The organism is Algibacter lectus (assembly GCF_004368925.1).
GTDB classification, from domain to species: Bacteria; Bacteroidota; Bacteroidia; order Flavobacteriales; family Flavobacteriaceae; genus Algibacter; species Algibacter lectus.
This window is the reverse complement of record NZ_SORL01000008.1, coordinates 1-25721: the sequence shown is the minus strand read 5'-3', so window position 1 is coordinate 25721 and position 25721 is coordinate 1. Positions and strand designations below refer to the sequence as shown.

26 protein-coding genes are annotated in these 25721 nt (G+C 32.6%); 8 read left to right on the top strand and 18 right to left on the bottom strand.

The window, feature by feature from the left end; translation table 11 throughout:
- Nucleotides 1-112: 112 nt before the first annotated feature.
- Nucleotides 113-2728 (top strand): alanine--tRNA ligase, encoded by a 2616-nt coding sequence (alaS, locus tag DFQ06_RS08600; RefSeq protein WP_133967261.1) that lies wholly within the window; start codon nt 113-115, stop codon nt 2726-2728.
- 51 nt (nt 2729-2779) lie between these two features.
- Here alaS and DFQ06_RS08595 read toward each other — a convergent pair whose 3' ends face one another.
- The 13 genes from DFQ06_RS08595 to DFQ06_RS08535 are packed head-to-tail and all read right to left on the bottom strand — an operon-like array spanning nt 2780 to nt 13128.
- Nucleotides 2780-4069, bottom strand: a complete 1290-nt coding sequence (locus tag DFQ06_RS08595) for a cryptochrome/photolyase family protein (RefSeq protein ID WP_133967259.1) — start codon at nt 4067-4069, stop codon at nt 2780-2782.
- A complete protein-coding gene (locus tag DFQ06_RS08590; protein ID WP_042496736.1) occupies nt 4059-4544 on the bottom strand; it encodes an SRPBCC family protein in 486 nt (161 codons plus the stop codon). Before DFQ06_RS08590 ends, DFQ06_RS08595 begins: the two co-directional genes overlap by 11 nt.
- A gap of 9 nt (nt 4545-4553) precedes the next feature.
- Nucleotides 4554-5231, bottom strand: coding sequence for an SDR family NAD(P)-dependent oxidoreductase (locus DFQ06_RS08585; protein WP_042496738.1), 678 nt, complete (start codon nt 5229-5231; stop codon nt 4554-4556).
- Between the two features lie 6 nt (nt 5232-5237).
- On the bottom strand, nt 5238-5849 hold the full coding sequence (locus DFQ06_RS08580) for a flavin reductase family protein (RefSeq protein ID WP_133967257.1): 612 nt from the start codon (nt 5847-5849) through the stop codon (nt 5238-5240).
- Complete coding sequence (locus DFQ06_RS08575; RefSeq protein WP_133967255.1) at nt 5850-7160, bottom strand: ABC1 kinase family protein; 1311 nt, start codon at nt 7158-7160, stop codon at nt 5850-5852.
- Nucleotides 7157-7816: a TetR family transcriptional regulator C-terminal domain-containing protein gene (locus tag DFQ06_RS08570; RefSeq protein ID WP_133967253.1), complete on the bottom strand. Its 660-nt coding sequence runs from the start codon at nt 7814-7816 to the stop codon at nt 7157-7159. The genes DFQ06_RS08575 and DFQ06_RS08570 overlap by 4 nt, the downstream gene beginning before the upstream one ends.
- Before the next feature lie 11 nt (nt 7817-7827).
- Nucleotides 7828-8301: a TspO/MBR family protein gene (locus DFQ06_RS08565; RefSeq protein WP_133967251.1), complete on the bottom strand. Its 474-nt coding sequence runs from the start codon at nt 8299-8301 to the stop codon at nt 7828-7830.
- Nucleotides 8291-8986: a lycopene cyclase domain-containing protein gene (locus tag DFQ06_RS08560; protein WP_133967249.1), complete on the bottom strand. Its 696-nt coding sequence runs from the start codon at nt 8984-8986 to the stop codon at nt 8291-8293. The genes DFQ06_RS08565 and DFQ06_RS08560 overlap by 11 nt, the downstream gene beginning before the upstream one ends.
- Nucleotides 8986-9441, bottom strand: a complete 456-nt coding sequence (locus DFQ06_RS08555; RefSeq protein WP_042496748.1) for a sterol desaturase family protein — start codon at nt 9439-9441, stop codon at nt 8986-8988. The genes DFQ06_RS08560 and DFQ06_RS08555 overlap by 1 nt, the downstream gene beginning before the upstream one ends.
- Nucleotides 9438-9866 (bottom strand): hypothetical protein, encoded by a 429-nt coding sequence (locus DFQ06_RS08550; RefSeq protein ID WP_133967247.1) that lies wholly within the window; start codon nt 9864-9866, stop codon nt 9438-9440. Before DFQ06_RS08550 ends, DFQ06_RS08555 begins: the two co-directional genes overlap by 4 nt.
- Nucleotides 9866-10708 carry a phytoene/squalene synthase family protein gene (locus DFQ06_RS08545; RefSeq protein ID WP_042502677.1) on the bottom strand — a complete coding sequence of 281 codons (843 nt, stop codon included), beginning with the start codon at nt 10706-10708 and terminating at the stop codon, nt 9866-9868. The genes DFQ06_RS08550 and DFQ06_RS08545 overlap by 1 nt, the downstream gene beginning before the upstream one ends.
- A 13-nt stretch (nt 10709-10721) precedes the next feature.
- On the bottom strand, nt 10722-12188 hold the full coding sequence (locus DFQ06_RS08540) for a phytoene desaturase family protein (protein ID WP_133967245.1): 1467 nt from the start codon (nt 12186-12188) through the stop codon (nt 10722-10724).
- Nucleotides 12189-12234: 46 nt separating this feature from the next.
- The gene (locus DFQ06_RS08535) at nt 12235-13128 is read right to left on the bottom strand and encodes a MerR family transcriptional regulator (RefSeq protein ID WP_042496753.1); all 894 of its coding nucleotides are present in this window, start codon (nt 13126-13128) and stop codon (nt 12235-12237) included.
- 104 nt (nt 13129-13232) lie between these two features.
- Here DFQ06_RS08535 and DFQ06_RS08530 point away from each other — a divergent pair, with 104 nt between their 5' ends.
- Complete coding sequence (locus tag DFQ06_RS08530) at nt 13233-14177, top strand: GSCFA domain-containing protein (RefSeq protein WP_133967243.1); 945 nt, start codon at nt 13233-13235, stop codon at nt 14175-14177.
- 421 nt (nt 14178-14598) lie between these two features.
- On the top strand, nt 14599-15213 hold the full coding sequence (locus DFQ06_RS08525) for a DUF4230 domain-containing protein (protein ID WP_133967241.1): 615 nt from the start codon (nt 14599-14601) through the stop codon (nt 15211-15213).
- Here DFQ06_RS08525 and DFQ06_RS08520 read toward each other — a convergent pair.
- A complete protein-coding gene (locus tag DFQ06_RS08520; protein ID WP_133967239.1) occupies nt 15208-15513 on the bottom strand; it encodes a rhodanese-like domain-containing protein in 306 nt (101 codons plus the stop codon). The two genes, DFQ06_RS08525 and DFQ06_RS08520, sit on opposite strands and share 6 nt — an antisense overlap.
- Before the next feature lie 104 nt (nt 15514-15617).
- On the opposite strand from DFQ06_RS08520, the gene DFQ06_RS08515 reads away from it, so the two are divergent.
- A complete protein-coding gene (locus DFQ06_RS08515) occupies nt 15618-16367 on the top strand; it encodes an enoyl-CoA hydratase/isomerase family protein (RefSeq protein WP_133967237.1) in 750 nt (249 codons plus the stop codon).
- 2 nt (nt 16368-16369) lie between these two features.
- On the opposite strand, the gene DFQ06_RS08510 is transcribed toward DFQ06_RS08515, so the two are convergent.
- Entirely contained in the window at nt 16370-18130 is a 1761-nt protein-coding gene (locus DFQ06_RS08510) for an aromatic amino acid hydroxylase (protein WP_133967235.1), read from the bottom strand.
- A 173-nt stretch (nt 18131-18303) separates the two neighbouring features.
- Here DFQ06_RS08510 and DFQ06_RS08505 point away from each other — a divergent pair, with 173 nt between their 5' ends.
- Nucleotides 18304-18924, top strand: a complete 621-nt coding sequence (locus DFQ06_RS08505; protein ID WP_042502684.1) for a hypothetical protein — start codon at nt 18304-18306, stop codon at nt 18922-18924.
- A 61-nt stretch (nt 18925-18985) separates the two neighbouring features.
- On the opposite strand, the gene DFQ06_RS08500 is transcribed toward DFQ06_RS08505, so the two are convergent.
- Complete coding sequence (locus tag DFQ06_RS08500; protein WP_133967233.1) at nt 18986-19543, bottom strand: DUF4136 domain-containing protein; 558 nt, start codon at nt 19541-19543, stop codon at nt 18986-18988.
- 145 nt (nt 19544-19688) lie between these two features.
- Nucleotides 19689-19853, bottom strand: coding sequence for a C1orf53 family protein (locus DFQ06_RS19400; RefSeq protein WP_159018398.1), 165 nt, complete (start codon nt 19851-19853; stop codon nt 19689-19691).
- 410 nt (nt 19854-20263) lie between these two features.
- On the opposite strand from DFQ06_RS19400, the gene DFQ06_RS08490 reads away from it, so the two are divergent.
- From DFQ06_RS08490 to hemL, 3 genes are read left to right on the top strand one after another with little or no spacing between them, the layout of a single operon-like run.
- The gene (locus DFQ06_RS08490; protein WP_133967230.1) at nt 20264-21175 is read left to right on the top strand and encodes a 1-aminocyclopropane-1-carboxylate deaminase/D-cysteine desulfhydrase; all 912 of its coding nucleotides are present in this window, start codon (nt 20264-20266) and stop codon (nt 21173-21175) included.
- 7 nt (nt 21176-21182) lie between these two features.
- Entirely contained in the window at nt 21183-22022 is an 840-nt protein-coding gene (locus DFQ06_RS08485) for a glucosaminidase domain-containing protein (RefSeq protein WP_042502771.1), read from the top strand.
- 5 nt (nt 22023-22027) lie between these two features.
- Nucleotides 22028-23314 carry a glutamate-1-semialdehyde 2,1-aminomutase gene (gene hemL / locus DFQ06_RS08480; RefSeq protein ID WP_133967228.1) on the top strand — a complete coding sequence of 429 codons (1287 nt, stop codon included), beginning with the start codon at nt 22028-22030 and terminating at the stop codon, nt 23312-23314.
- A gap of 119 nt (nt 23315-23433) precedes the next feature.
- Here the strand turns inward: hemL and DFQ06_RS08475 are convergent, their stop codons facing one another.
- A complete protein-coding gene (locus DFQ06_RS08475) occupies nt 23434-24840 on the bottom strand; it encodes an MptA/MptB family glycosyltransferase (protein WP_074937116.1) in 1407 nt (468 codons plus the stop codon).
- Nucleotides 24841-25721: the final 881 nt, after the last annotated feature.

Here is a 25721-nt window from a genome sequence, read left to right as displayed (position 1 = left end):
TTATTATTAATAGAATAATAAAACCGCTGTTTGTAGTTTTTTTAACTGAAAAGTAAAGATAAAAATTGTTTTGTAATTAATAGAAAATAACTGAAAAGAGAATATTTTATATATGAAGTCTCAAGACATCCGCGCTAAGTTTTTAAGTTTTTTTGAAGATAAAAAGCATAGTATTGTGCCATCGGCTCCCATGGTTTTAAAAGATGATCCAACCCTTATGTTTGTAAATGCAGGGATGGCGCCTTTTAAAGAATATTTTCTTGGAAACGCCCAGCCTAAAAATAATAGAATTACCGATTCGCAAAAATGTTTGCGTGTTTCTGGAAAGCATAACGATTTAGAAGAAGTTGGTTATGATACTTACCACCATACATTATTCGAAATGCTTGGTAACTGGAGTTTTGGCGATTACTTTAAAAAAGAAGCTATTGCTTGGGCTTGGGAACTTTTAGTTGATGTTTATGGCATAGATAAAGATATCTTGTACGTTACTGTTTTTGAAGGTAGTGACGACGACGATAATTTAGGTATGGATACCGAAGCTTACGATTTTTGGAAACAATATATTTCTGAAGATCGTATATTAAAAGGTAACAAAAAGGATAACTTTTGGGAAATGGGCGATCAAGGACCATGTGGTCCTTGTAGTGAAATACACGTAGATATTCGTTCTGCGGAAGAAAAAGCTAAAATTTCGGGTAAAGATTTGGTAAACATGGATCATCCACAAGTGGTTGAAATATGGAACCTAGTTTTTATGCAATACAATAGAAAAGCGAACGGAAGTTTAGAGGCTTTACCAGATAAGCATATTGATACAGGTATGGGGTTTGAACGTCTTTGTATGGTTTTACAAGGTGTTCAATCTAATTATGATACCGATGTGTTTACGCCAATTATTCGCGAAATTGAAGCGGTTACTAATAAAACATATAATAAGGACGAAGAGGTAGATGTTGCCATTCGTGTGATTTCCGATCACGTTCGTGCCGTAGCGTTTTCAATTGCAGATGGCCAGTTGCCAAGTAATACTGGAGCAGGTTATGTAATTCGAAGAATTTTACGTCGTGCTGTACGTTACGGATTTACATTTTTAGAGAAAAAAGAACCTTTTATTTATAGATTAGTTACTGTTTTAAGCGAAAAAATGGGAGATGCTTTCCCGGAATTGAAAGCTCAAAAACAACTTATTGAAAATGTTATAAAAGAAGAAGAACAATCATTTTTAAGAACATTAGATCAAGGTTTGGTGTTATTAAATAGAATTGTAGAAACTACAAAAGGTGATACAGTTTCGGGAGAGAAAGCTTTCGAATTATATGATACTTATGGTTTTCCTATAGATTTAACGGCGCTTATTCTTTCTGAAAAAGGATTGAAGTTAGATGAAAAGGGCTTTAATGAAGAATTACAAAAGCAAAAGAATCGTTCGCGTGCAGCTAGTGAAATGTCTACAGACGATTGGACGATTTTAAGTAACGATTCTGAAGAAGAATTTGTTGGTTATGATTCGCTTGAAGCTAATGTAAAATTAACAAGATACCGTAAAGTTGTTTCTAAAAAAGATGGCGAAATGTATCAGTTAGTATTTAACTTAACACCGTTTTACCCAGAAGGCGGAGGGCAAGTTGGAGATAAAGGTTATTTGGAAGACGCCCATGGCGATGTGGTTTATATTTTAGATACTAAAAAAGAAAGTAACGTTATTATTCACTTTGCTAAAAATTTACCAAAGCATATTAACGAAAACTTTAAAGCGGTAGTAGATGAAAAACAGCGTAATCGTACGGAGAGTAACCATACAGCAACACACTTATTACATCAGGCCTTAAGAGAGATTTTAGGAACTCATGTAGAACAAAAAGGATCGGCTGTAAACTCTAAGTATTTGCGTTTTGATTTCTCGCATTTTTCTAAATTAACAACAGAAGAATTGCAAGATGTAGAGAACTTTGTAAATGCCAGAATAGAAGGTAAGTTGCCTTTAGTTGAAAAAAGAAATGTACCAAAAGAAGAAGCTATTGCTGATGGTGCAATGAGTTTGTTTGGAGAGAAATATGGCGATACGGTTCGTGCTATTCGTTTTGGACAATCTATTGAGCTTTGTGGTGGAACACACGTTAAAAATACAGGTGATATTTGGCATTTTAAAATAGTTTCGGAAGGTGCTGTTGCAGCTGGAATTAGAAGAATTGAAGCTATCACTAACGATGCTGTAAAAGATTTTTATTCTGAAAACAACAGAACATTCTTCGAAATGAAAGATTTACTTAACAATGCTAAAGAGCCTGTAAAAGCACTTCAGAATTTACAAGATGAAAACAACAATCTTAAAAAGCAAATTGAAGGTTTATTAAAAGATAAAGCTAAAAATATAAAAGGTGAATTAAGAAGTGAATTAGCCGAAATTAACGGCATTCAGTTTTTAGCCAAAAAATTAGATTTGGATGCTGGCGGATTAAAAGATGTTGCTTTCGATTTAGGATCGCAGTTTGATAATTTATTTTTATTATTTGCAACCGAACAAAACGGAAAAGCATTATTATCTTGTTACATCTCGAAAGAACTAGTTGCGAGTAAAGGCTTAAATGCTGGGAAAGTAGTTCGTGAACTTGGTAAACATATTCAAGGTGGTGGTGGTGGACAACCATTTTTTGCAACTGCTGGAGGTAAAAATCCAGATGGTATTACAAAAGCATTAGATGGGGCAAAGGCTTATATTGTATAAAACAGAACAGTTTTAGTCCATTGTTAATAATGAAAAAGCGCTAAACCTTAATTAAGGGTTTAGCGCTTTTTTGTATGTAGAAATAGCACGTTCTCGTGCAAATTTATGTTCGACCATAGGTTGCGGATAGGTTAATTCATCATAATCTTCAACCCAACGGCGTATGTAAATAGCATCTTTATCAAATTTTTTCAACTGCTCGGCAGGGTTAAAAACTCTAAAATAAGGTGCGGCATCACAACCTGTGCCAGCAGCCCATTGCCAATTTCCGTTATTTGCAGAGAGTTCGTAATCTAGCAACTTTTCAGCGAAATATGCTTCGCCCCAACGCCAATCTATTAAAAGGTGTTTACATAGAAATCCGGCAGTAATCATGCGTACACGATTATGCATATATCCCGTTTTGTTCAATTCGCGCATACCTGCATCTACCATGGGGTAGCCCGTTCTTCCTTCGCACCAAGCTTTAAAGTCTGCTTCGTTATTCCTCCAAGGTATCGCATCGTATTTTTGTTTGAAATTTTCGGTAACTACTTTAGGAAAATGAAAGAGGATTTGCATGAAAAATTCGCGCCAAATAAGTTCACTTAAGAATATAGCATTTGTTTTTAATGCTAATTTCACCATGTTTCTGGTGCTAACAAGTCCAAATCTTAAATGTGGTGAAAGGTATGATGTTTGATCTTGTGCTGGAAAATTTCGGACTTCATCATAGCGATCTAAAGCCGTTAAATTATATGGTTTTACTAGTATTTTACTTTTAGTAAATCCAATATCTTCTAAAGAAGGAAAAGTTAAATTAATCTTGTGAAATCGAGTGTTATCAATCTCATAATTTAATACATCTGCTTTCTCATCGAATTTTTTTAACCACTTATTTTTAAATGGTGTATATATTGTATATGGGGTATTATCGTTTTTTAGAATATCGTTTTCTTCAAAAATTACTTGGTCTTTGAACGACTTTGTTTCTATGCCCTTAGATTTTAATAATTTTGAGATTTCAAGGTCTCTTTTTATGGCGTAAGGTTCGTAATCTTTATTAAAAAATACACGCTCAATGTTATGCTCTTCAATTAGAGCTTTCCAAACTACTAGAGTCGAGCCTTTTTTTACAACAAGGCTCGATCTAAACTCGGTAAGTTCTTTGTTTATGTTTTCTAGAGTGTTGTGAATAAAGGAAACCCTAGCATCGTCTTTAGGTAGTGAGTCTAAAATATCATCATCAAAAATAAAAATAGGTAATACATTATTACTCGATTTTAGAGCATAATGTAAAGCCGTGTTATCTTCTAGTCTTAAGTCGCGTCGAAACCAAAATAGAGTTATTTTATTTTCCATTAAAGTAGGTTTCTAAGGTTTTATAACGGTATTCGAAAATACCTTTTAATTGTTTTTTTATGAAAAGAGTTTGAGCTAAATCACCTAAAATTCCAAAAGGTATTTTATATGAGATTTTATCTTTCATTAATGTTTTTCCGTCAGGTTGGCTGTAAAACCAATGTTCATGATGCCACATCCTGTATGGACCAAAACGCTGTTCGTCTATAAAGAAAGATTCGTGTTCAACTTGTGTTATTTCTGTAACCCAATTTGTTTTTATACCTGGAAGAATACCAACTTTATAAGTTATTATTTGTCCGGCATAAGCCTTTTTATCAACTTCAGATGTGATTTTAAAACCCATTTCTGAAGGAGTGATTTTTTCTAGATTATTAGGAGAGCTAAAAAAAGACCAAGCTTCATGTAGCGGAATGTCGATTTCTTGTGTAGCCTCTAAGGTGTAAATTCCAGAATGTTTTTTTATATTAATCATAATAAAAACTTAGAGTTTTAGACTAGTTATTCCCGCATCTATTGGGAATGTTTGTCCGGAAATTGATTTAGCATCGCTAGATAACAAGTATTTGGTTAGTGCAGCTACTTCATTAGGATCTAAAATAGATTTTAATGGGTGGCGTTCGCTCATGGTTTCTCTTTGTTTTTCATTACGTAATAGTCTGGAAGCTAATGGTGTGTCTGTAATAGTTGGCGCAATAATATTGAAACGTATTTTTGTTGCATATTCTGCTGCTAACGATTTTGTTAAACCTTCTAAAGCCGCTTTACTTGTTGCAATACTAGCGTGAAAAGGCATGCCCATTTGTGTGGCTACACTACTGAATAAAACCACGCTTCCACGACCTTCTATTAGAGCTTTTTCATAATGTTTTATAGTTTTTATAGCACCTAAAACGTTAATGTTGAAATCGTTTTTAAAGTCGTCTAATTCTAAGCGAGATAGTGCTTTTAGATTGATACTTCCTGGGCAATAAACTAAAGCGTCTATGCTATCTATTTCTGGTAACTCATCTTCTAAAACATCTAAAGTGTGTTGCGTAATTGTAGAAGATGTTTCTATTGCCGTACGGCTTATGTTTACAATGCTATACGTGTCTTTTAAGGTGTTTATAATGGCTTGGCCAATACCTTTACTGCCACCAATAATGACTAGTTTTTTCATAATTATTTATTTAGGTCTTTGGTAGGTTAATCTTTTATTTTTAGTTGGTATGGCGTAAGTGTCTAAGCCATTAATAACAGCTGTGTTAGCTTTCATTAAGTCTGCAAAACCATCATGCTCCACAAGATCATCGTTAATGTATAAATCTGTTATTTCACCTAAAATTAAAATAGTACCATTTGCTTCTATATCTATTTTTTGTAAAAATGTCATACCCATTTTTATTGTCGATTGCTTTACAAAAGGCGCATAAAAATCGTTATTGTATTCCTCCTCTAATCCTGTTTTATTAAACTCTGAAACATCTTTAGGGTACTTGGCAGATGTATGATGAGCATCTTCAACTATCGCTTCGTTAATATGATTAATGGTGTAATAACCTGTTTCTATAATATTATCGAAAGTATGGCGCCTTACCGTAGTTGGTCTCAGTACAAAACCTAAAATAGGTGGGGCAGAACCGTAATGCACTACGGAGCTAAAAACAGCAACATTTGTTACTCCTGATTTAGATTTTGTCGCTATTAAATTTGCAGGTTTATAGCCCGTAATACTATTAATTAGGTTTATTTTATAAATGTGATCGAGTTGGTCTATATCGTTACGGTTAAAATACATTTATAAGGTTTTATAATTGTTTATTATAATATGGTTTGGTTGTAAATCGTGCATTAAATTATACAATCCGAAAAATGTTCTATTGATATATATGAAATGTTTCGAGCCACGATTACCATTCATTTTTTTAAGTTCTGTGCTTTGTGCGTATTTAGTGCTTAGCTCTGCTATTTTGTTGAAAAATGTAGGATTTGAAAAATCGAAAACCTCTTGTTGCAAAGGCGTTGTGAAAAGCGATAGCATTTCGTGAAATAAGGTTTTAAAAAACACAATTTCTTCGGATGTATCCGTTGGTTTTAAAATTTCTAATTCATATAATTTCGCTTCAAAAAAAGCTGGGTCTTCGATGTTTTCTTTTTCAGCTAACTCAAAATAAGGCGTGTAAAAAGTTAGCGGAACTTCTTTCATACAACCAAAATCGATAGCGACTAACTCATTTTCTGGCGATACTAAAAAGTTACCAGGATGGGGATCTGCATGTACTTTTTTTAAGGTATGCATTTGGAACATGTAAAAATCCCATAAAGACTGACCAAGTTTATTTGAAACCGCAGGATTATTATTCTGTTTTGTGAATTCTGAAATATGAAGTCCGTCCATCCAATCCATTGTTAAGATTTTGTTAGATGAAAATTCTTCGTAATATTTCGGGAATTTTAAATTCGGAATATGTTTGCAAGCTTCAGATATTTCAATACTTTGCTGAAGTTCGAGCGTATAGTTTGTTTCTTCTATAAGTTTATTCTCGATTTCTTTAAAATAATCGTCGGTACCTTCACCTTTAATATTGAACATACGTAAAGCGATAGGTTTAACAAGAGCCAAATCTGATGAAATACTATCTGCAACACCTGGGTATTGAATTTTAACGGCAAGTTTTTTGTCTCCTTTTGTGGCCTTGTGTACTTGACCAATACTGGCTGCATTTACAGATTCTGCTGTAAACGTATCGAAAACTTCCGATGGTGTTTTTTTGAAATATTTTTTAAATGTTTTAGCAACTAGTGGTGCTGATAAAGGCGGAACAGAAAATTGCGACAAAGAAAATTTATCTACATAAGCATTGGGCAAAATATTTTTCTCCATGCTTAACATTTGAGCTACTTTTAGAGCGGAGCCTTTCAGGTTTTTTAAACCATCGTATATATCGGTAGCATTGGCTTCATTTAAATTATCTTTAGCTTCAGCCTCTGTTTTTACCATTTTCTCACCATAATATTTGGCGTAATTTACGCCAACTTTTAGGCCTGTACTCACTAGTTTAGTGGCACGTTGTATTTTTGATGTTGGTATTTTGTCTATTGTTTTCATGTGGACATTGTTTTTTCTTTCCAAAGAAACTTTGCAAAATCTAAAACACTTTCTAGTGGTTTTATTTCTTTTAAATCGAAACTAACTTGTACCGATTTTTCTATGAAAATATCTGTTTTTTCAAAATTTGGTGATGTGTCTTCCAACCAAAACTGTATGGTGAATAATAATTGCGCCCAAGCGGTTTCGTTGGCGCCCTTTTTATTTAGAGAATTCAGTGTTTTGTTTTTTAGATCTACGCTATGGGTGTAAATCTCACTTTCTATATATTTAAGAAAAGTTGACCTAAGTTTAGATAATAGCTTTAAGGCTTCTAGCTTATTTTTATTTTGTGCTAATTTTAAATAAACATAAGATCTGTTTGCGTTTAGCATTTCGAAAAAGGTGAAATAAAAGCTTAATAACTTATCCTTTGGTGCGTAATGCGTATAATCTTCATTTTCTACTAATAGCGCCAAAGTGTTTTCGCAAAAAAGTGAAAATATATGTTTTTCTAAAACATCAAAATTGCTAAAATATTTATAGAAATCGTTTTCTTCAAAATTGTTAGCATGTGCAAATGCATACACTGTTTTTGGTATGTTCTCGTCTGTCAATAAAGCAGACATGTATAAATCTATTATTTTTTCTGCTGTAATATTTTTTTTTCTAGCCATGAGTTTTTGTTTTAATTGTTAAATACAATGTAGACGTTTAGACTTGTTGCAATCGTCATCCATATTAAATATGGAGCTATAAATAGGGTGTAATACTTTACCGTTTTTATATAGTTGAAGGTGAAATAACCTATTAATAACCATAGTGAAACAATAAAAATTAAAGCGATTAGCGTTTGGTGCTGATTAAAGAATAGGTAATTCCATGATACATTTAAAAACCATTGCAAAGCGTAGAGCTTCATTAAAGGTTTAAAGCCAAACGGAAAATTAAGGCTTAGCGCTGCCATGTAAACAGCAAAACTTATCATAATCGTGGTCCAAGCAGCCCCAAAAACCCATCCTTCTGGTGTCCAAGGGGCTTTGTTTAAGGAGGCGTACCAAGGTGATGTTTGTCCGTTATCCATCAAGAGAACACCAACACCAAGTGCTAAAATGTTTATGCACAAAAAAATAGTGAATCTTACTAGTTTGTTATTTTCCATGTGCTTTTTGTTTAAATGAATTGAAAATTAATTGTACTGAAAATAATAAGGTGAAGGCGTAAAAAATATCTTCAAATGGTATCGTGAAAATTCTAAAACCTAAGTTTTCGTTGTTATTATACCATACAACGGGTTCATCTATAAAGCTTCCTGTTAGTATTCCGTTTACTAAAAGAAACGGTAATAAAATGATTAAAAAACTTAAGAAGTAACGTTGTAATACTTCCAAATGAAATTTTAAACCATAAATTAAAAGCACCATAAAAAATATAAAATTTAAAGTTGTGTACCATTTCCCGAAATGAAATAACAATAAAACAAATACTAGAATGAGTATTAAACCTCCACTTATTATGGTTGCTGTTTTCGAGAGTTTAAAATTTGGTAAATAATAGGCTAAAACTTCGTGCGTAAACAAACAGGCATAAGGAATACAGAAGAAAAATAACCACTCTTCTATTGGCATACCTAAAATTGCAATTGGTAAATGGTAGGAATCGTTAAATCCCCAAATGCCAAATTTTGTAAAAAGAACATCCCAAATTATAAAAGGTATTGCCACTATTAAAATGCTTAAAAAGGCACTTTTAGCGTATTGTATAAAGTGAAATTTTTTTTCAAAAACACTATATAGCAAGGGAATACTTAAACTCCCTAATGTTAATATGAGATATAAGTATGGCATTATTGTACTTTTTTAAAGTATTTTAAAGGAACAAAAAGCATCCCGAAGCATTCGCCGTCTGGTTTGTCTAAGTGTTTGTGGTGTATTTTATGCGCTTTTCTTAAGCCGCGTAAGTACCAATTTTGAGTGTTTTTAAACCAACTAAAACGTCTATGTATTAACACATCATGGATTAAAAAATAAGCTAAGCCATATAATAAAATACCTAAGCCAATAAAGAATAAAAAATTAAGTTCTGGTCGAATCCCGAAAAAGAACAATAGAATACTAGGCGTTGCAAAAATGATGAAGAACGCATCGTTTTTTTCGAAAACATGTGGGTATCCCGGTTGGTGGTGGTCTTCGTGTAAAAACCAACCAAACCCATGCATAATATATTTGTGTGTGCACCAAGTAACACCTTCCATAATTATAAAGGTGATTAATGTTGTGAGTATATAGGTTAAAATGATCATAGGGTTGTGTAATTTAAAATGTATGTATCCAAGTAATCGCTGTTGTCTTTAATTTTTAATAGTTCTGATAAAAACTGTTTGTCATGTTCTATATCCGAATTATAATTTAACATCTTGGGTAATTGTTCTTGTATAACCAAACGCACATATATTAAGTTCGCGTTTTTTGGATCTTTTATTATCAATTGCTCAAGCTTAGTTTTTCCCTTGTTAAAGGTGTTAAGTTTTTGCCATGGTAATACTTTATATTCTGCTTGTTTCATTTCTAAAGAAATAACATAGGCTTGAATATCTGTGCTATTACTTTTTATATATTTTGTTATGTATTCTATTTCTTGAGTTTTATTTTTAATATCATGATACTCAACAATGTGTTCTGGTGTCGAGTTCTGAAATAAAAAGAGTAACACACACCAATAGTACATTACATTAAATTTAGCTTATATTTTACGTAGCTTCGAGCTAGTAGATTCATCTTCATTGGGTTAGATACTCTGATTCGAGTATTTATAATTTTTTCTGAAGGCGTGTTTTTAAGTTTTTTAAGTAATTTTCTATAGTATCTATAAGCCATGTACACTCCAAATTTAGCTTCAACAGGTAGGTTTAAGATACCGTTTTTATAAGCAAATTCAAAATCAGATTCAATATCTTGAATAATGATATTTTTTGAAATGGCATCGAGCTCTTTAAGGTTTATGTTCGGAAAATATGAACGGTTTAAAACGTTAATATCATCTTTTAAATCTCTTAAAAAATTTACTTTTTGAAATGCAGAACCTAAACGTTTTGCGGCTTCTTTTAGATCTTCATATTGCTCGTCGTTTCCATTTACAAAAACTTTTAAACACATAAGGCCAACAACATCGGCAGAACCATAGATATAAGCTTTGTATTCTTCGTCGGTAGTATATTCGGTTTTATGCAAATCGGCACGCATACTTTTTAAAAATGCCTGAGTTAAATGATCGGGAATTTTATATTGATTCACCGTATGGATAAATGCATTCAAAATAGGGTTAAGGCTAATGCCTTGCGCTTTAGATGCGTAATAATCTTCTTCAAATTTATTTAATAGAAGTTCCTTGTCATATTCATGGAAAGAGTCTACTATTTCGTCAGCAAAACGGACAAAACCATAAATATTATAAATAGCCGATCGTATTTTTGGTGAAAGCATTTTTGTAGCTAACGAAAACGAAGTGCTATACTTTTGGGTTACCAACTTACTACAAGAGTAAGAAACCTCGTCAAACAGTTGTTTCATAGTTGTTGTGTTTCTAGTTATCGTTTTTCAAAATTAAATCAGAAGCTATTTTTCCAGAAATTAATGCTGGAGGAACTCCTGGTCCAGGAACTGTTAGCTGCCCTGTAAAATATAGGTTCTTAACTTTTTTACTTTTTATTTTTGGTCTTAAAAATGCGGTTTGTGTCAAAATGTTAGCCAAACCATAAGCGTTTCCTTTATAAGAGTTGTAATCTTTTTTAAAGTCGTTAACACAGAAGCTTTCTTTAAATAGAATATGATCTGTAACGTTTTGGCCGGTTAATTTTTCTAACCTTTTTATTATAATGTTGAAATATTTTTCTCTTAATTCTGGTGTATCCTCTAAATCTGGAGCTAACGGAATTAAAAATGTAGCCGCTTCTTGGTGTTCCGGAGCAAAAGTATCATCCGTTATGGACGGAAAACTTGCATAGAATAAAGGTTCTTCTGGCCAACTCGGGTTATCGTAAATGGTTTTAGCATGGGTGTCAAAATCTGTATCAAAAAATAAAGTGTGATGACATACATTCTTTAATTTTTTATCTAACCCTACATAAAACAATAAAGAAGATGGAGCAAAAACTTTCTTATCCCAATATTTTTCCGAATATTGACGGTGAGATTGTGGTAATAATGTTTCTGTATGGTGGTAATCTGCGCCACTTAAAATTAATGTCGAAGGAATAAATTCGCCATTAACTGTAAGTCCTTTTATGTTTTTGGTTGCATCCACTTCAATAGATTCTACGTTAGCATTTGTTTTGAATGAAACACCTAAGCTTTTTGCTAGTAATTCCATAGCTTCAATGACTTTATGCATGCCACCTTTTGGGTGCCAGGTACCTAAACCAAAATCGGCATAATTCATAAAGTTATAAAAAGCTGGCGTATTACTTGGCTTAGCACCGAGAAATAATACGGGAAATTCTAAGATTTCGATTAATTTAGGGCTTTTTATATCTTTTCTTACCTGAGTTCTTATGCTCGAGAAGAACTGAGTAATTTTACTAATGGTTGTTGGAGTCACCAACTCTAAAGGAGAAACACCTGGTTTGTAAACCAAATCGTTAATAGAAACATCGTAATTAAACTTAGCCGATTTTAAAAAGGCTTTTAAGTGTTTAGAGCTTCCTGCTTCTTCGCGCTCAAAAAGTTCGTAAATTTCTTTTAAAGTTCCTGGGATTGTAAGAGCTTCGCCGTCTTCAAAGTAAGCTTTGTAAGCTGGGCCTAATTTTTCTAACTCGTAGTAATCTGATGGTTTTTTGCCAAAATCAGCAAAGAATTTTTCGAATACATCCGGCATCCAGTACCAAGTTGGTCCCATGTCGAATGTAAAACCATCCTTTTTTAATTGGCGTGCTCTGCCTCCAATTAATTCGTTTTTTTCTAACACTTCAACGTTGCATCCTGCTTGTGCAAGATAGCACGCCGCCGATAAGGCAGAGAACCCGGATCCGATAATATGTATTTGTTTTTCCATTTTGTTTAACAAATATACAAAATAAGTTAAACAAAAATTAAATTAATTAAACTTCTTTTAAAAGAGGAAGTATATTCGGAAAGAATTTAATGTCCGATTTAAATGCCGATTCATCAAGTTCCTGTAATTTATAACCTGCTGCTAGTAGTTTGTGTTGTGTTGGTGCTAAGTTTTTGTCTAAATCTTTAAAGTATCCTTCTACTAGATCTACACTCGGACTTACGGTAATAGACGTTATAAAACACATTTTAGAGTCGCTATTAAAAAAGGAATTTAAGTTGTCCATTGGTAAGCTTCGTCCTAAATATATGGTTTTGTATCCTTTTAATAATAATTCGTAGTTAATATAGAGTAAGCCAATTTCGTGTATTTCATTTTCTGGCAAAAAGAGCACATAAGTTGTAGTGTCGCTTAAGTTAGAATAGCCTAGTTTTTCGGTTTCAATTAATATTTTCTGTGTTATTAAATTTGATATAAAGTGTTCGTGTGCAGGTATTAAAGTGTTAGTTTGCCAGAGCAGTCCAATAAAATTTAATAAGGGTATTAAGTTTGTTTTTATAACTTCACTAAAGGTGTTTTGTTGAAGGAGTTTAGCGTATGTGGTGTTAAATAATACGCTGTCAAATTGTATCATGGCAAGTTTAAAAGCTTGCGTAGAATGTTGGTTTAGGGCATTTTTGTTGGCTAGTTCTCTTGCGGTGTGTTGAATAACATCGTAAGGCATTTCTGCAATTTTAGAAATTTTATAGTTGTTATCCTTTAGTAATACAATGTTTAAGAGCTTTTTTAAGCTTTCGGTAGTGTAGTATCTTATATTGGTATCTGTTCGCTTTGGAGCTAATAAATTGTATCGTTTTTCCCAAATACGAATAGTATGCGCTTTAATTCCTGAAATATTTTCAAGGTCTTTTATTGTAAAGTTGTCTTTAATTTCGTTCAACGTATTTTAGTTTTTGTTAAACAAATGTAAGCTTTTTAAATAAACTAGCGACATAGGTTTGTTCATTTATGTTTACTTTTGAAGCATAGAATTATAATATTAGTATGAAATTGAAAACGGAAATACCTTTTGTCTCGAATGAAATTGGTTTAGTAGATTATAGTTCTGAAGTGCTTTTGTTTGGTAGTTGTTTTTCTGAAAACATCGGAGAAAAGTTAGAGTATTTCAAATTTAAGAGTCATCAAAATCCATTTGGAATTCTTTTTCATCCGCAGGCAATTTATAATTTAATTGAAAACGCCATTCAACATAAAATATACACAGAAAGTGATGTGTTTTTTCATAACGAACAATGGCATTGTTTCGATGCACATTCAAAATTAAGTCATTCATCTAAAACTAATTTAATAAACCAACTTAATACACAGGTAGTAGCTACTGGAAATTATGTAAAAAACGCGTCGCATATTATTATTACGCTAGGCACAGCTTGGGTTTATAGTTTTACTGAAAGTGATAATGTAGTTGCTAATTGTCATAAAGTTTCTCAAAAACAATTCAAAAAAGTGTTATTGTCTGTAGACGAAATTTCGAATACACTTAGAAATATATTAACGCAAATTAGATCGGTAAACTATAACGCAACAGTAATTTTTACGGTATCGCCAGTAAGGCATTTAAAAGATGGTTTTATTGAAAACTCGCAAAGTAAAGCACATTTGTTAGCGGCTATTCATGCTGTAGTATCTAATAAATCTTATTATTTTCCTTCCTATGAAATTATGATGGATGAACTGAGAGATTATCGTTTTTACGCGGAAGATATGATTCACCCGAATACAACAGCAATCAACTATATTTGGGAGAAGTTTCAAAAGGTTTGGTTGTCTCCAGATACTTCAAAAATAATGAATAAAGTAGATGTTGTTCAAAAAGGGATGAAGCATAAACCTTTTAATCCTAGTTCCGAAGCTCATTTAAAGTTTTTAAAACAGCTAGAAATAAAAAAAGAGCAGCTTCAAAATCAGTTTGCACATATGGTTTTTTAGTTTATCATTCACTTATTTACGTAGTCTAAGTCTAACATCCTTCTGTAATTATTTTTTTTAGAAGCTAAGAGGGTACTGTTTGTCGGGAAACTAGATTGCTTTTAAACTTATTTAAATAACGTTTTGTCGAAAAATTACCACAAATAAAGATGATTCAGTTAATTTTAGATTGCTATTAATCAGTTCATTTAGAAACACCATTCTTGCAGATTTTTTATAATTTTTGCAGATGGTGTTTTTTATTTCTATACTTTTCAGAATAGTGAATTATGTTTTTATTAATTTAAAAGACTGTTAACCTTAATGTAACACCAGTGAAACGGTAGTTGTCTATATTTGTACCGTTAGCAATTGCTAACATAAATTACATTAGTTAGGCTTCATATGTCGAAGTAAACTGATGTTTTTTTATTTTAGCCATATGCGAAAAATTCTATTTGGTGTTGTTATTACTTTAGTTGTGTTATTCATCTTTAAATATTGTGGTGAAAAACAAGAAGATAAAATGGTTCTTAAAGAGAGCTCGGCACTTATACAAGAGCAAATAAAAAATGTTGGAAAACTAATAGTAACCGAAGGGCATTTTAGTGAGGTGTTTAATTACAAAAACTCTAAAGACATTTTCGGAGCCTACTTAACTTCAGAAAAAAAGGCACTCGTAGTTGTTAATGCCGATGTTACTATTGCTTACGATTTGAGTAAAATTGAATTTCAGGTCGATGAGGCTACTAAAACATTAACTATTATTAGTATTCCAAAAGAAGAAATCAAAATTAGTCCAGATTTTGAATACTACGATATACAAGCCGATTTTTTAAACCCCTTCGAAGCTAAAGATTATAATGATATTAAAGCTATTGTCAATAAATCTTTAGACAAAAAACTAGAAAAATCAGATTTAAAAAGTAATGCGCAAAACCGTTTAATAAGCGAGCTTTCTAAATTCTATATTTTAACCAATTCTTTGGGCTGGACACTGCAATATAATAGTACGCCAATTACCAAAACAGAAGAACTACTTAATCTAAAATTATAGTTTCCCCTGTAGGCTTTTCCAGCCGCCGCCATTAGTAGCTTCTATGTTGTTTGTGTTTAAAATTTTTGCAGCATTTGCAGAGCGTCCACCGCTTGCACAACATGTAATAACGGGCTTGTTAAGCTTTTTTATGTAGTCTATTTTAGTGTTTATAGTCTGTAACGGTATGTTTTTAGAACCTGTAATTGCACCTTGTTGGTATTCGCCAGGTGTTCGTACATCAATAATTATTGCGCCTTTTTCTTTAAACTCGGTTATAGCGTTGTTTTTGTTACCGAAAAGAAAATTTAATAGTCCCATTTTTTTATAATTTTAAGCAAATATGGTTATGTTTTATTAAAAGAATGTAACTGCTGTTACTTAATAATTTTATGTATATTCAAATCTTAATTTATTAAATAAACATGGAGCCATACGTTACGTTAAATATAGAGAATAAAGTTGGATATGTGGAGTTTTATCATCCCAATAGAAATTCTATGCCAAGCGATATTTTAGATTTACTGGCGCAAACTATTAAAGGTGCTGGTGAAAATGATGATGTAAATGTAATTGTTTTAAAAAGTGGAGGCGATAGAACATTTTGTGCCGGAGCAAGTTTTAATGAAATAATAGCGATTGAAGATGAAGAAACAGGTTTTCAGTTTTTCTCTGGTTTTGCAAAAGTAATTAATGCCATGCGAAAATGCCCAAAGTTTATTATTGGCAGAGTGCAAGGTAAAAGTGTTGGTGGAGGTGTTGGTTTGGCGGCAGCGACCGATTATTGTTTAGCAACCCAATATGCTTCTATTAAATTAAGTGAATTAAGTATTGGTATTGGTCCATTTGTGATTGAGCCTGCTGTTTCTAGAAAAATTGGCAAGAATGCCATGTCGCAAATGACTATAGATGCAGAAACGTTTTTTTCTTCGGAATTTGCAAAAGAAAAAGGCTTGTTTTCTGAAGTGTTTGAAACCGTAGAAGAACTGGATAATGCTGTTAAAGTTTTGGTAACTAAGTTAGCAAGTTATAACCAAGAAGCAGTAAAAGAAATGAAAAAAGTGATGTGGGTCGGTACCGATTACTGGGACGATTTACTAAGTGAACGCGCTAAAATTAGCGGAAAATTAGTGCTTAGTGAGTTCACAAAAAACACATTAAAACGCTTTCGTTAAGTTTAAGCGAGCTGTTTAGTTGTTCTAACAATTTCTAATCCGTCGTCAATTAATTGCCCAACGTTTGGTCTGTTTTGTTTTACGGTTTCTAAGTGTTTAACAATACTGTTACAAAGCTTGGTTTCATTTTCAATAGAAGCCAATTCAAAAATTTCTATAGCTAGAAGCCAATCTGTCGGGTGGTTTTCCATAAGTTCTTCTAGTACTTTTGTTCTCGAAATGGTCTTGTTTTTTCCTTCACGATAGTCTCTAATTTGTTGATAGAGATTTTCGAGTTCTAATCGTCTTTTAGATTTTTTAATATGAATAGTTTTAGATGAAGGTTTATGTGTTATTAAATCAAAACTATTTAAATCGGCAGGACCAGAAAAAGCAGAAACAACCGTTTTACCCACGGCCATATGATAGATGCCAAATTCTGGTTTAAATAATATAGAATCTAAGTGCGTTACAGTACAATTGTTAAAACTGATAAGAATTATTTTACCTTGAAGATTGCGTTTGCCGGTAATAATTTCTCCAGAAACGGTTACGCCACCTTCAAATTCTAGTGTGGTTACTTTTTCTTCATATATATTGTAGGCGCTTAAATCACGCGGACTCATATCTTCAATGGCAATGTTTATACCTTTTAATTTTCCGATAGGCGAACCAAAACCGTTAGTATGATTTTTGGTGCCGTGACCAACCAATTCTTTTTCTCGGTAAGCTAAAGCTGTTTTGCCTTTGGTTTGTATGTAAATTACTTGTCCGTCACTATCTTTTACATCAGAGAAAACGCCTGAAATTTGAAGTCCTGTACTCAGTTCTATAGATCCTAAAGCTTCAGATTCAATAAGCTTTTTTACACCCAAAAGACCGCCTTTTCTAACAGACATGGTATTGGCAAATTCTTCTAAAATTAAGCTTAAATGCGCAAAATTAGGTGTTACAAAAAGTTGAGGCTGTGGTTTTGTAATATCAAAATCTTGATAAGTTGCGTTGATTGTGTACGGTAATTTTTTTACTTTATCGGTAATGCACCATGCGCTTTCCCCAATAGAAGATAGTAAGCCGGCTCCATAAATCTTGGGGTTTTCAATGCTACCAATTAATCCATACTCTACTGTCCACCAATGTAAATTTCGTATTAAAGACATTTCGCTTGGTGTACCCATATTTTGCTGTAGATGTTTTACTTTTTTTTCCGCGGAAGCAATAGCGTCTTCGTTAGCATTCGATGCTTCTTTTATAATAGATAAGTGTCTAACGGCTTCGTAGAGTTCGTAATCTTTAGCTGAAGAAATAGCTTTACAACCAATTTCTCCAAAACGACGTAAGTATTCGGCATATTCTGGGTTTGCAATAATAGGAGCGTGGCCTGCACCTTCATGAATAATGTCGGGAGCGGGAGTGTATTCAATATGTTCCAATTGTCTAATGTTACTGGCAATAACCAAAACATTATAAGCTTGAAATTCCATAAAAGCATTTGGCGGAATAAACCCATCTACGGCTACAGCGGCCCAACCAATATCTTTTAAAATACGATTCATGCCATACATGTTGGGTATACTATCAATAGAGATTCCTGTAAGTTTTAGTCCGTCTAAATACGATTTGTGTGCTACCGTTTTTAAGAAACTAACATTTTTACGCATCACATAGCGCCAAACTGCCTGATCTATTGCTGAGTAATCGGTATAGTTTTGTGGCTTTATAAATTGCTTTAGATGCTTTGGTAAACGATTTAAAATAGCGTTTGGTTCTATTGATGTATCCATAAATATAAACGGTTTTACTTATGTAAAAATACGAATTATTCATTGGTATAGTGTTTTGTTTCATTTATTTTGATTGTGTAGAGTGTAATAATGGTCTTTTTTCATTTCTACTATATGTATTGGTGGTAAGCTAATAATAGTTTTATTTTCGCTCAAATTTAAAAATCACCTATATGAAATTTAATAAACTACTTTGTGTATTTGCCTTTGTTCTATCTTTCTTTAATTGTGCATCACGCTACAGAGTGATTGAGCCAAATAACTTAAATTACGTATCTAAAGCTGAAGCGGAAGGAGTAACATTAGAATATAAATACGATTTGCTCGATAAGAAGTACTCTAAGAAAGAAGATAAAAAAGGTATACGATTGGTAGCTGTAAAAATTTCTAATAATTCTGAAAGAGATTTAGTTTTCGGAAGAGATTTAAACTTGGTTTATGCAAACGGAAATGAAATTTATGTTTTAGATAAAGAGAAAACTTTCAAAACTTTAAAACAAAGCCCGGCAACACATTTGTTTTATTTGTTATTAACTCCGGTTAATTTTTACACAACTAAAACAAACGAGTATGGGTTACAAGAAACAACGAGTTCAACGCCTGTAGGCTTAATTTTAGGACCTGGTTTAGCAGCAGGAAACTTAATAGCAGCAAGTTCTGCTAATAAAAAGTTTAAAACTGAATTAGAAAATTTTGATATAAAGGGATCGGTAATAAAGCAAGGCGAAGTGAAATACGGGTTAGTAGGTATTGATTCTCAATCTTATGATGCTTTAAAGCTAAGCTTACAATAGGAATTGAAAAGTGAGATATAAAAAAAGGCGATTCTAATATTAGAATCGCCTTTTTTTATAATTATTTATTCACTTCCGGAGGATATTTCATCATAATTTCCGCAACAAACTCTTTAATGCGCTCATCTTTCTTTTCCATATTTTGGGTTAAATAACCGCTACCCATACCTTGCCAAACTAATTCTTTTTTCTTGGCATCGATTAAATCAATAAATAAAACACCTTGTGTAGATGTTGATACGCTTGGTTGATTAAAACCCCAGCCCCATCCAGGACCAAAGCCACCGTAACCGCCCCAACCCCAGGCGCCTCTACCCCAAGAGTTATTGTAAACGTCAACACGTTGGTTTGCTTTTGTAAATAAGCTAATTAATAAGTCTGGATCTTCAGATTTAGTAAAGCCTTTTGCAATAAGTTCTGCTTCAATAGCTCGTAAAATACGTCGTTTATCTAAATCGCTAATTTCAGCTTTGTCAATACCTGTTTTAAAAAAGGCAAATGTTTTATAGCTATTAAAGTTAGCGTCTTTGTCATAATCGGCAGCAACTTTAACCGAACTACACGAAGTAACCACGATCAACAAGGCTAAAAGCGGTAATGTTTTTAAAAATGTTTTCATAAGGAAGCGTTTTTTTTTTGTTTTTTTGTTTCTATTTTCAATGTACAACTTTTAGTTATTTCATTGATTTTAAGTTGGTTTTGTGTTTTTTTAAAGTATCAATAATCATACCAATATATTGTTTTTTTAATCGGCTGTAATTATTTTAACGTTTACTATTCTTGGTTTTCTCGTTAAATCCATAAGGGCAATGGCGGCATCCGCTTTCGCAACAATATTCTCGTTTTAGTAAGTATTGCGCTGTAAAACAACGGTAACCTTCCGGTGTCCAGTAAAAATCGCCATCTTCAATTGGGATAATTTTTTTCATAGATTACAAAGATAACGTAAAATCAAATTATTTATTTCTGAAAACTTTTATATCTTGGATTGGTTTTTGTTTCCTCTATAATATGGTTTTCATTTCTAAATATTTAGTTCCAAAAGGGTATTCTGGTATTACCTTATATCCATTCGTGTTTTTGAAAACTAAAAAAATGAAGAATGATACTGTGTTACTTAATCACGAAAAAATTCATTTAAAGCAACAACTAGAGCTGCTTATTCTTCCTTTCTATATATGGTATGTTTTAGAGTTTGTGTTTCGTTTTATTCAACATAAAAATTGGCACGCGGCTTACATAAATATTTCCTTTGAAAAAGAAGCTTATGTAAACGAAAGGAACTTACAATATTTAAATGAACGTCGGTTTTGGAGATTTTTAAAGTATCTTTGAAACCATGATTTTTCAACTGGAAAATAGCGTAAATCAAAGGGTGAAGTTGCCTGATAATAGTACTGTAGAGCTTTATTTAAAGCGAGAAGATGCTATTCACGATTTTGTTTCAGGAAATAAATACCGAAAGCTTAAATATAATATTCTTGAAGCTCAGGGTTTAGGTTGTAAAACGCTGCTTACTTTTGGTGGTGCTTATTCTAATCATATTGCAGCTGTAGCTTCGGCAGGTCAAATTTATGGACTTAAAACTATTGGTGTTATTCGTGGTGAGGAGCTAATTGATAAAATTGATAGCAATGCGACTTTAAGCTATGCTAAGGCATGTGGTATGCAGTTTAAGTTTGTATCGCGTGAAGCTTATAGAAATAAAACGTCTACAGATTTTATAAATAGCTTAAAAGAAGAATTTAAAGAATTCTACAATATTCCGGAAGGAGGTACAAATACTTTAGCTGTAAAAGGTTGTGAGGAAATTTTAACCGCTGAAGACGCTAGTTTCGATTATATCTGTTGTGCTGCTGGAACTGGAGGGACAATCTCAGGACTTATCAATGCTTCAAAATCAAATCAACAAATTTTGGGTTTTCCGGCTTTAAAAGGCGACTTTTTACAAGAAGATATTAGTAAATTTGCAACCAAAACAAATTGGGAATTAATTCTAAAGTATCATTTTGGTGGTTATGCTAAAATAAATTCAGAATTAGTAAGTTTTATTAATCAGTTTAAGTTAGAAAATAACATCGCACTAGATCCTGTTTATACAGGAAAAATGCTATATGGTATTTTCGATTTAATTGAAAAAGGAAAATTCCCGAAAGGTTCAAAAATATTAGCGATACATACTGGAGGTTTACAAGGTATTAAAGGAATGAACGTTAATTTGAAAAAGAAAAATTTACCATTAATTGAATAGAGAAAGAATGAAGAAGTTTTTAATGTTGCTATGTGTTGTAGCTGTGTGTTTTAGTTGTAAATCTAAAAAAACAGTAGTTACTAAAAAGAAGAAGACTAAAACCGAGCGTGTTGTAAAAAACAATGAAAAGGAAACGGTTAGAACAACATCTGGTAATACAGTTTCCACTACAACATATGCAAATGCTACAGACGAATATATAGCAACTTATGCACGAGTTGCTGTTGACGAAATGGAACGTTATAATATACCAGCAAGTATTACTTTAGCGCAAGGTATATTAGAATCGGCCTCAGGAAATGGGCGTCTTGCTAAAGAAGCCAATAATCATTTTGGTATAAAATGTCATACTTGGGATGGAGATAGAATTTATCATGATGATGATGCCGCACAAGAATGTTTTAGAAAATATGACGATGCTAGCAATTCTTTTCGCGATCACTCATTATTTTTATCAGAACGTAGTCGTTATGCTGGTTTATTCAAATTGAAAAAAAACGATTACAAAGGTTGGGCTAAGGGCTTAAAAGCTGCGGGTTATGCAACCGATCCTAAATATCCTGCTAAATTAATTAGTTTAATCGAACGTTATAATTTGGATAAATATGATAGTAGAAAAGCTTCTTCAAATTTAAAAGAAAGAAATAAAATTGAAGTGAACGCAAAAACTAATGTGGTTAGTATTCGCGAGGTTCCAAAACAAATTACGCATGTTGTTGTGAAGGGAGATACCCTATATTATATATCCAAAATGCATAATATTAGCGTTGAAGATTTAAAAGCTCTAAATGATTTAGAAGATAATAACATAAAAATAGGACAAATTTTAACAGTGAGTCCAAAATAATATATATGATTTATAAACGAAGTAGCGCCTTGTTTGCTGAGGCAGAAAAAGTAATTCCTGGAGGTGTGAACTCTCCGGTTAGAGCGTTTAATGGAGTTGGTGGAACGCCAATTTTTGTAAAAGAAGCCAAAGGTGCTTATTTGTACGATGAAGATGGCAACCGATTAATAGACTATATTAATTCTTGGGGACCTATGATTTTAGGGCACGCCCACGAGCCTGTTGTAAATGCGGTAATAGAAAAAGCTAAAAAAGGCACGTCTTTTGGGATGCCTACCGAAATAGAAACACAAATTGCAGAACTAGCGGTTTCTATGGTGCCTAATATTGATAAAATTAGGTTTGTAAATTCGGGAACCGAAGCTTGTATGAGTGCGGTGCGTTTAGCACGTGGCTTTACAGGGAAAGATAAAATTATAAAATTCGCAGGATGTTATCATGGACATTCCGATTCATTTTTAATTCAAGCCGGAAGTGGCGCAAGTACTTTCGGTACACCCAATAGTCCGGGTGTTACAAAAGGTACGGCAAAAGACACCTTGTTGGCTACTTATAATGATATCGAAAATGTTAAAGCATTAGTAGAAGCGAATAAAAATGAAATTGCTTGTGTTATTATAGAACCTGTAGCTGGTAATATGGGGTGTATACCTCCAACAAAAGGTTTTTTAGAAGCTCTAAGAGAAGTTTGTACAGTAAATAATATCCTTTTAATTTTTGATGAAGTCATGACCGGCTTCCGTTTAGCAAAAGGTGGTGCTCAAGAATTATATAATATCAAGGCAGATATTGCATGCTTCGGTAAAGTAATAGGAGGTGGTTTACCTGTAGGGGCTTTTGCTGCTCGAAACGAAATCATGAATTACCTAGCGCCAATAGGTCCTGTTTATCAAGCAGGAACATTAAGCGGAAACCCGTTGGCTATGGCTGCAGGTTTAGCAATGTTAACTGAGTTGAACAACAAGCCTGAAATTTTCACTAGTTTAGCAGAGAAAACAGCTTACTTGCATACGGGTATCGCTAAGGTCTTAACTGAAAATAATATCACACACACCATTAATAGAGTAGGATCTATGATTTCTATTCATTTTGATGACGCTGAGGTTGTCGATTTTAATTCGGCAGCAAAAGGAAACAACGATACTTTCAAAGCGTTTTTTCACGGTTTACTAAATGCAGGTGTTTACATTGCACCAAGTGCATTCGAAACTTGGTTTATTACAGATGCTTTAAGTTACGATGATTTAGATTTTACTATTGCAGCAATAAATACTGTTGCTAAAACATTATAATTAATAAGTCAAACAAGTATTTAGCTTGTTCAATATACTATATCGATCATCATGTAAATGGTGGTCGATATTTTTTTTATTCAAAAACCAGAATCAAAACATACTATAAAGACAGCTTCTTAAGTTGCTTTAAGTTTTTTAATGTCCTTCTTCAGGAATACTTCCCAAATAAAAACAGCGTACACAACAATATATTCTATAGCTATTACCCATAAATTTTCCGATTTATCAGCTTTGTCAACATTTACATAAGCCAAGTAGCTTAGTATAATTACAAAACTCCATACTAACGGAAACTTATATTTAGTAAAAACGCTCAAAATTAAAAGGGTTGCAACATACCAAGGATGTATAGTCGTTGCTGTAAAGTAATAAAAAGATAAAACAAGCAACATAGCCGAAATCAACTCAACCATAGTTTTGTTCTTCCTGAAAAAAGTAACAATCAAAATAAATAGAATAACTAAAACTGGAGTCACCTTTCCTATAATACCAATTTCATTATAACCTCTAAACGTATATCCAATTTCACGTGCTATATAATAAAGACTTGCGTTAAATTCAAAATTCTGAAACCACAAGCCAACCGTTTTAGCATAGTTTCTAAAAAACGCTTCAGATAAAAAGGGCAAGAATAATAAGAGCGTAGTAATTAAAACAATACTGTAAAAGCTAGTTAACTTCCAAAAGCCGTTCAACCAATTTGGTTTTTTCGTAGCACTATCATCAGTGTTCAATAAAAACCATTTAAAAAACAGTGGTAGAAATATTAAAGGAATTAACTTAACACTAATCGATAAAGCTAAAACTACAGCTGCAAATTGCCATTTTCCACAATGTAGTAAATACAAACTCCAGATTAAAAAGAAAATCATTACACCCTCAAAGTGTAAATTCCCGGTAAGTTCAATAATTATAAACGGATTTAAAATATACCAGAAAATATTACAGACAGGAATATTGAGTCGTTTCAGTAATTTGCTGCCATAAAAAAACGTTCCAAAATCTGCGGTAATAATAAGGAGTTTAAAAACAACCACAGAACCTAGTATGCTCTTTCCTGAAAAAAGGGCAGCAATAAAAAAACAAAGTTGATTAATCGGTGGGTAATTTGTAAAATGGCTACCATTAAGCACGCCCATTCCTGCGTACAAAGTTTCGGCTTGCGCGACAGGTAGTTGTTCTGAATTTATAAACGATTCAGGCGTAAAGAGATACGGGTTAAAACCAGCTAAAATCATTCGTCCATCCCAAATAAAACGATAAAAATCTTGAGATAAGTTCGGTATAGCTAAAACAAAAATCACCCTAAATCCAAAAGCTAAGTAAGTTAAAAGCTTAATGTTGTCTTTAAAAACAGATACCAAACGGTAAAACAACACAAACAAGGCGACATAGAGCCCAATAAGCTTTACATAATCGGTCCGCACCAAACTATAAGCAAAAGCCCAATAGAGTAAAACAGAGAAAAGGGCAAGGAGCAACGGCTGCTTATTAAGTTTTAAAAAAGTCGAATTCATAAACATGCGGTAAATATATTAAACCTAGTCATTATATATAGGTATATTTCTTTTAGAATAATTTGGGCGTTACTCTTGCTGCACCCTTAGTCGTGCATCAAGAGTCGGGCTTTCACTACTCGCTTTTTTGTGTTGCATAGGTGCAACCACACAAAAAGAGCTCAAACATGCCGTTCAATCCCTAACGCAGAGCTGGGCCGTTAAGCTTATTTTCTTCAAAAGTGAATTTTAAATCTGTTGAGGTATCGAGTCTTTAATAATATTACAATATATAAGGAACATGAATTTTAAAGTAGATAGAATATAAGGTTCTTAAGAAAGGATGTCTATATAGTAGTAAGTTTTATTATAAAATATATGTATAACATATTGTAGAAGAAGAAAAACAAATAGATTGTATTTGTTTTCTCTATCACATAAGAGGATTTTATTGCTTAAATCATAAAAAATGAAATAAAACTCAAGTCTAATCGAATAAAAGCAACAAAATATACAAGTAAGAATTACAGCAAATGGCGCTATATTCACGGAGATGTAAAGCGTTATCCAACTAAATATATAAATCACAGTAAAATCTAATAAAAAAGAAGTATTGTAAAATACTAAAAATCAATTAATTAAAATGATTTCGAATAATAATTAAAAATACTTCATAAAAAAGGTTGTCAGAACCAAAAAGGGATCTATATTTGCACCCCGCTAAAAAAGGTAAAACTTTAAAGGCGTAACGTTCATAAACAGGTTGGTTGATTAAGATTTTAAAAGTGGTAAAAAACTTTTAAAAAAAGAATCAAAAAACATTGTGAGTTTCAGAAAAGGTTGTAAGTTTGCAGCCGCTAAAAACGGTAACGTAATTAGCTATAAAGTTCATAAGTATATTGTTTAGT

Bases quoted from the DNA above. Each gene is read 5' to 3' on its own strand.
- DFQ06_RS08585 (WP_042496738.1), bottom strand. From the start codon at position 5,231: ATGAAAAAACTAGTCATTATTGGTGGCAGTAAAGGTATTGGCCAAGCC.
- DFQ06_RS08565 (WP_133967251.1), bottom strand. From the start codon at position 8,301: ATGGAAAATAACAAACTAGTAAGATTCACTATTTTTTTGTGCATAAAC.
- DFQ06_RS08570 (WP_133967253.1), bottom strand. From the start codon at position 7,816: ATGGCTAGAAAAAAAAATATTACAGCAGAAAAAATAATAGATTTATAC.
- DFQ06_RS08490 (WP_133967230.1), top strand. From the start codon at position 20,264: ATGATTTTTCAACTGGAAAATAGCGTAAATCAAAGGGTGAAGTTGCCT.
- DFQ06_RS08595 (WP_133967259.1), bottom strand. From the start codon at position 4,069: ATGGAAAATAAAATAACTCTATTTTGGTTTCGACGCGACTTAAGACTA.
- DFQ06_RS08590 (WP_042496736.1), bottom strand. From the start codon at position 4,544: ATGATTAATATAAAAAAACATTCTGGAATTTACACCTTAGAGGCTACA.
- DFQ06_RS08485 (WP_042502771.1), top strand. From the start codon at position 21,183: ATGAAGAAGTTTTTAATGTTGCTATGTGTTGTAGCTGTGTGTTTTAGT.
- DFQ06_RS08475 (WP_074937116.1), bottom strand. From the start codon at position 24,840: ATGTTTATGAATTCGACTTTTTTAAAACTTAATAAGCAGCCGTTGCTC.
- DFQ06_RS08515 (WP_133967237.1), top strand. From the start codon at position 15,618: ATGGAGCCATACGTTACGTTAAATATAGAGAATAAAGTTGGATATGTG.
- alaS (WP_133967261.1), top strand. From the start codon at position 113: ATGAAGTCTCAAGACATCCGCGCTAAGTTTTTAAGTTTTTTTGAAGAT.
- DFQ06_RS08580 (WP_133967257.1), bottom strand. From the start codon at position 5,849: ATGTATTTTAACCGTAACGATATAGACCAACTCGATCACATTTATAAA.
- DFQ06_RS08575 (WP_133967255.1), bottom strand. From the start codon at position 7,160: ATGAAAACAATAGACAAAATACCAACATCAAAAATACAACGTGCCACT.
- DFQ06_RS08555 (WP_042496748.1), bottom strand. From the start codon at position 9,441: ATGATCATTTTAACCTATATACTCACAACATTAATCACCTTTATAATT.
- DFQ06_RS19400 (WP_159018398.1), bottom strand. From the start codon at position 19,853: ATGAAAAAAATTATCCCAATTGAAGATGGCGATTTTTACTGGACACCG.
- DFQ06_RS08525 (WP_133967241.1), top strand. From the start codon at position 14,599: ATGCGAAAAATTCTATTTGGTGTTGTTATTACTTTAGTTGTGTTATTC.
- hemL (WP_133967228.1), top strand. From the start codon at position 22,028: ATGATTTATAAACGAAGTAGCGCCTTGTTTGCTGAGGCAGAAAAAGTA.
- DFQ06_RS08540 (WP_133967245.1), bottom strand. From the start codon at position 12,188: ATGGAAAAACAAATACATATTATCGGATCCGGGTTCTCTGCCTTATCG.
- DFQ06_RS08520 (WP_133967239.1), bottom strand. From the start codon at position 15,513: ATGGGACTATTAAATTTTCTTTTCGGTAACAAAAACAACGCTATAACC.
- DFQ06_RS08545 (WP_042502677.1), bottom strand. From the start codon at position 10,708: ATGAAACAACTGTTTGACGAGGTTTCTTACTCTTGTAGTAAGTTGGTA.
- DFQ06_RS08500 (WP_133967233.1), bottom strand. From the start codon at position 19,543: ATGAAAACATTTTTAAAAACATTACCGCTTTTAGCCTTGTTGATCGTG.
- DFQ06_RS08510 (WP_133967235.1), bottom strand. From the start codon at position 18,130: ATGGATACATCAATAGAACCAAACGCTATTTTAAATCGTTTACCAAAG.
- DFQ06_RS08560 (WP_133967249.1), bottom strand. From the start codon at position 8,986: ATGCCATACTTATATCTCATATTAACATTAGGGAGTTTAAGTATTCCC.
- DFQ06_RS08550 (WP_133967247.1), bottom strand. From the start codon at position 9,866: ATGTACTATTGGTGTGTGTTACTCTTTTTATTTCAGAACTCGACACCA.
- DFQ06_RS08530 (WP_133967243.1), top strand. From the start codon at position 13,233: ATGAAATTGAAAACGGAAATACCTTTTGTCTCGAATGAAATTGGTTTA.
- DFQ06_RS08505 (WP_042502684.1), top strand. From the start codon at position 18,304: ATGAAATTTAATAAACTACTTTGTGTATTTGCCTTTGTTCTATCTTTC.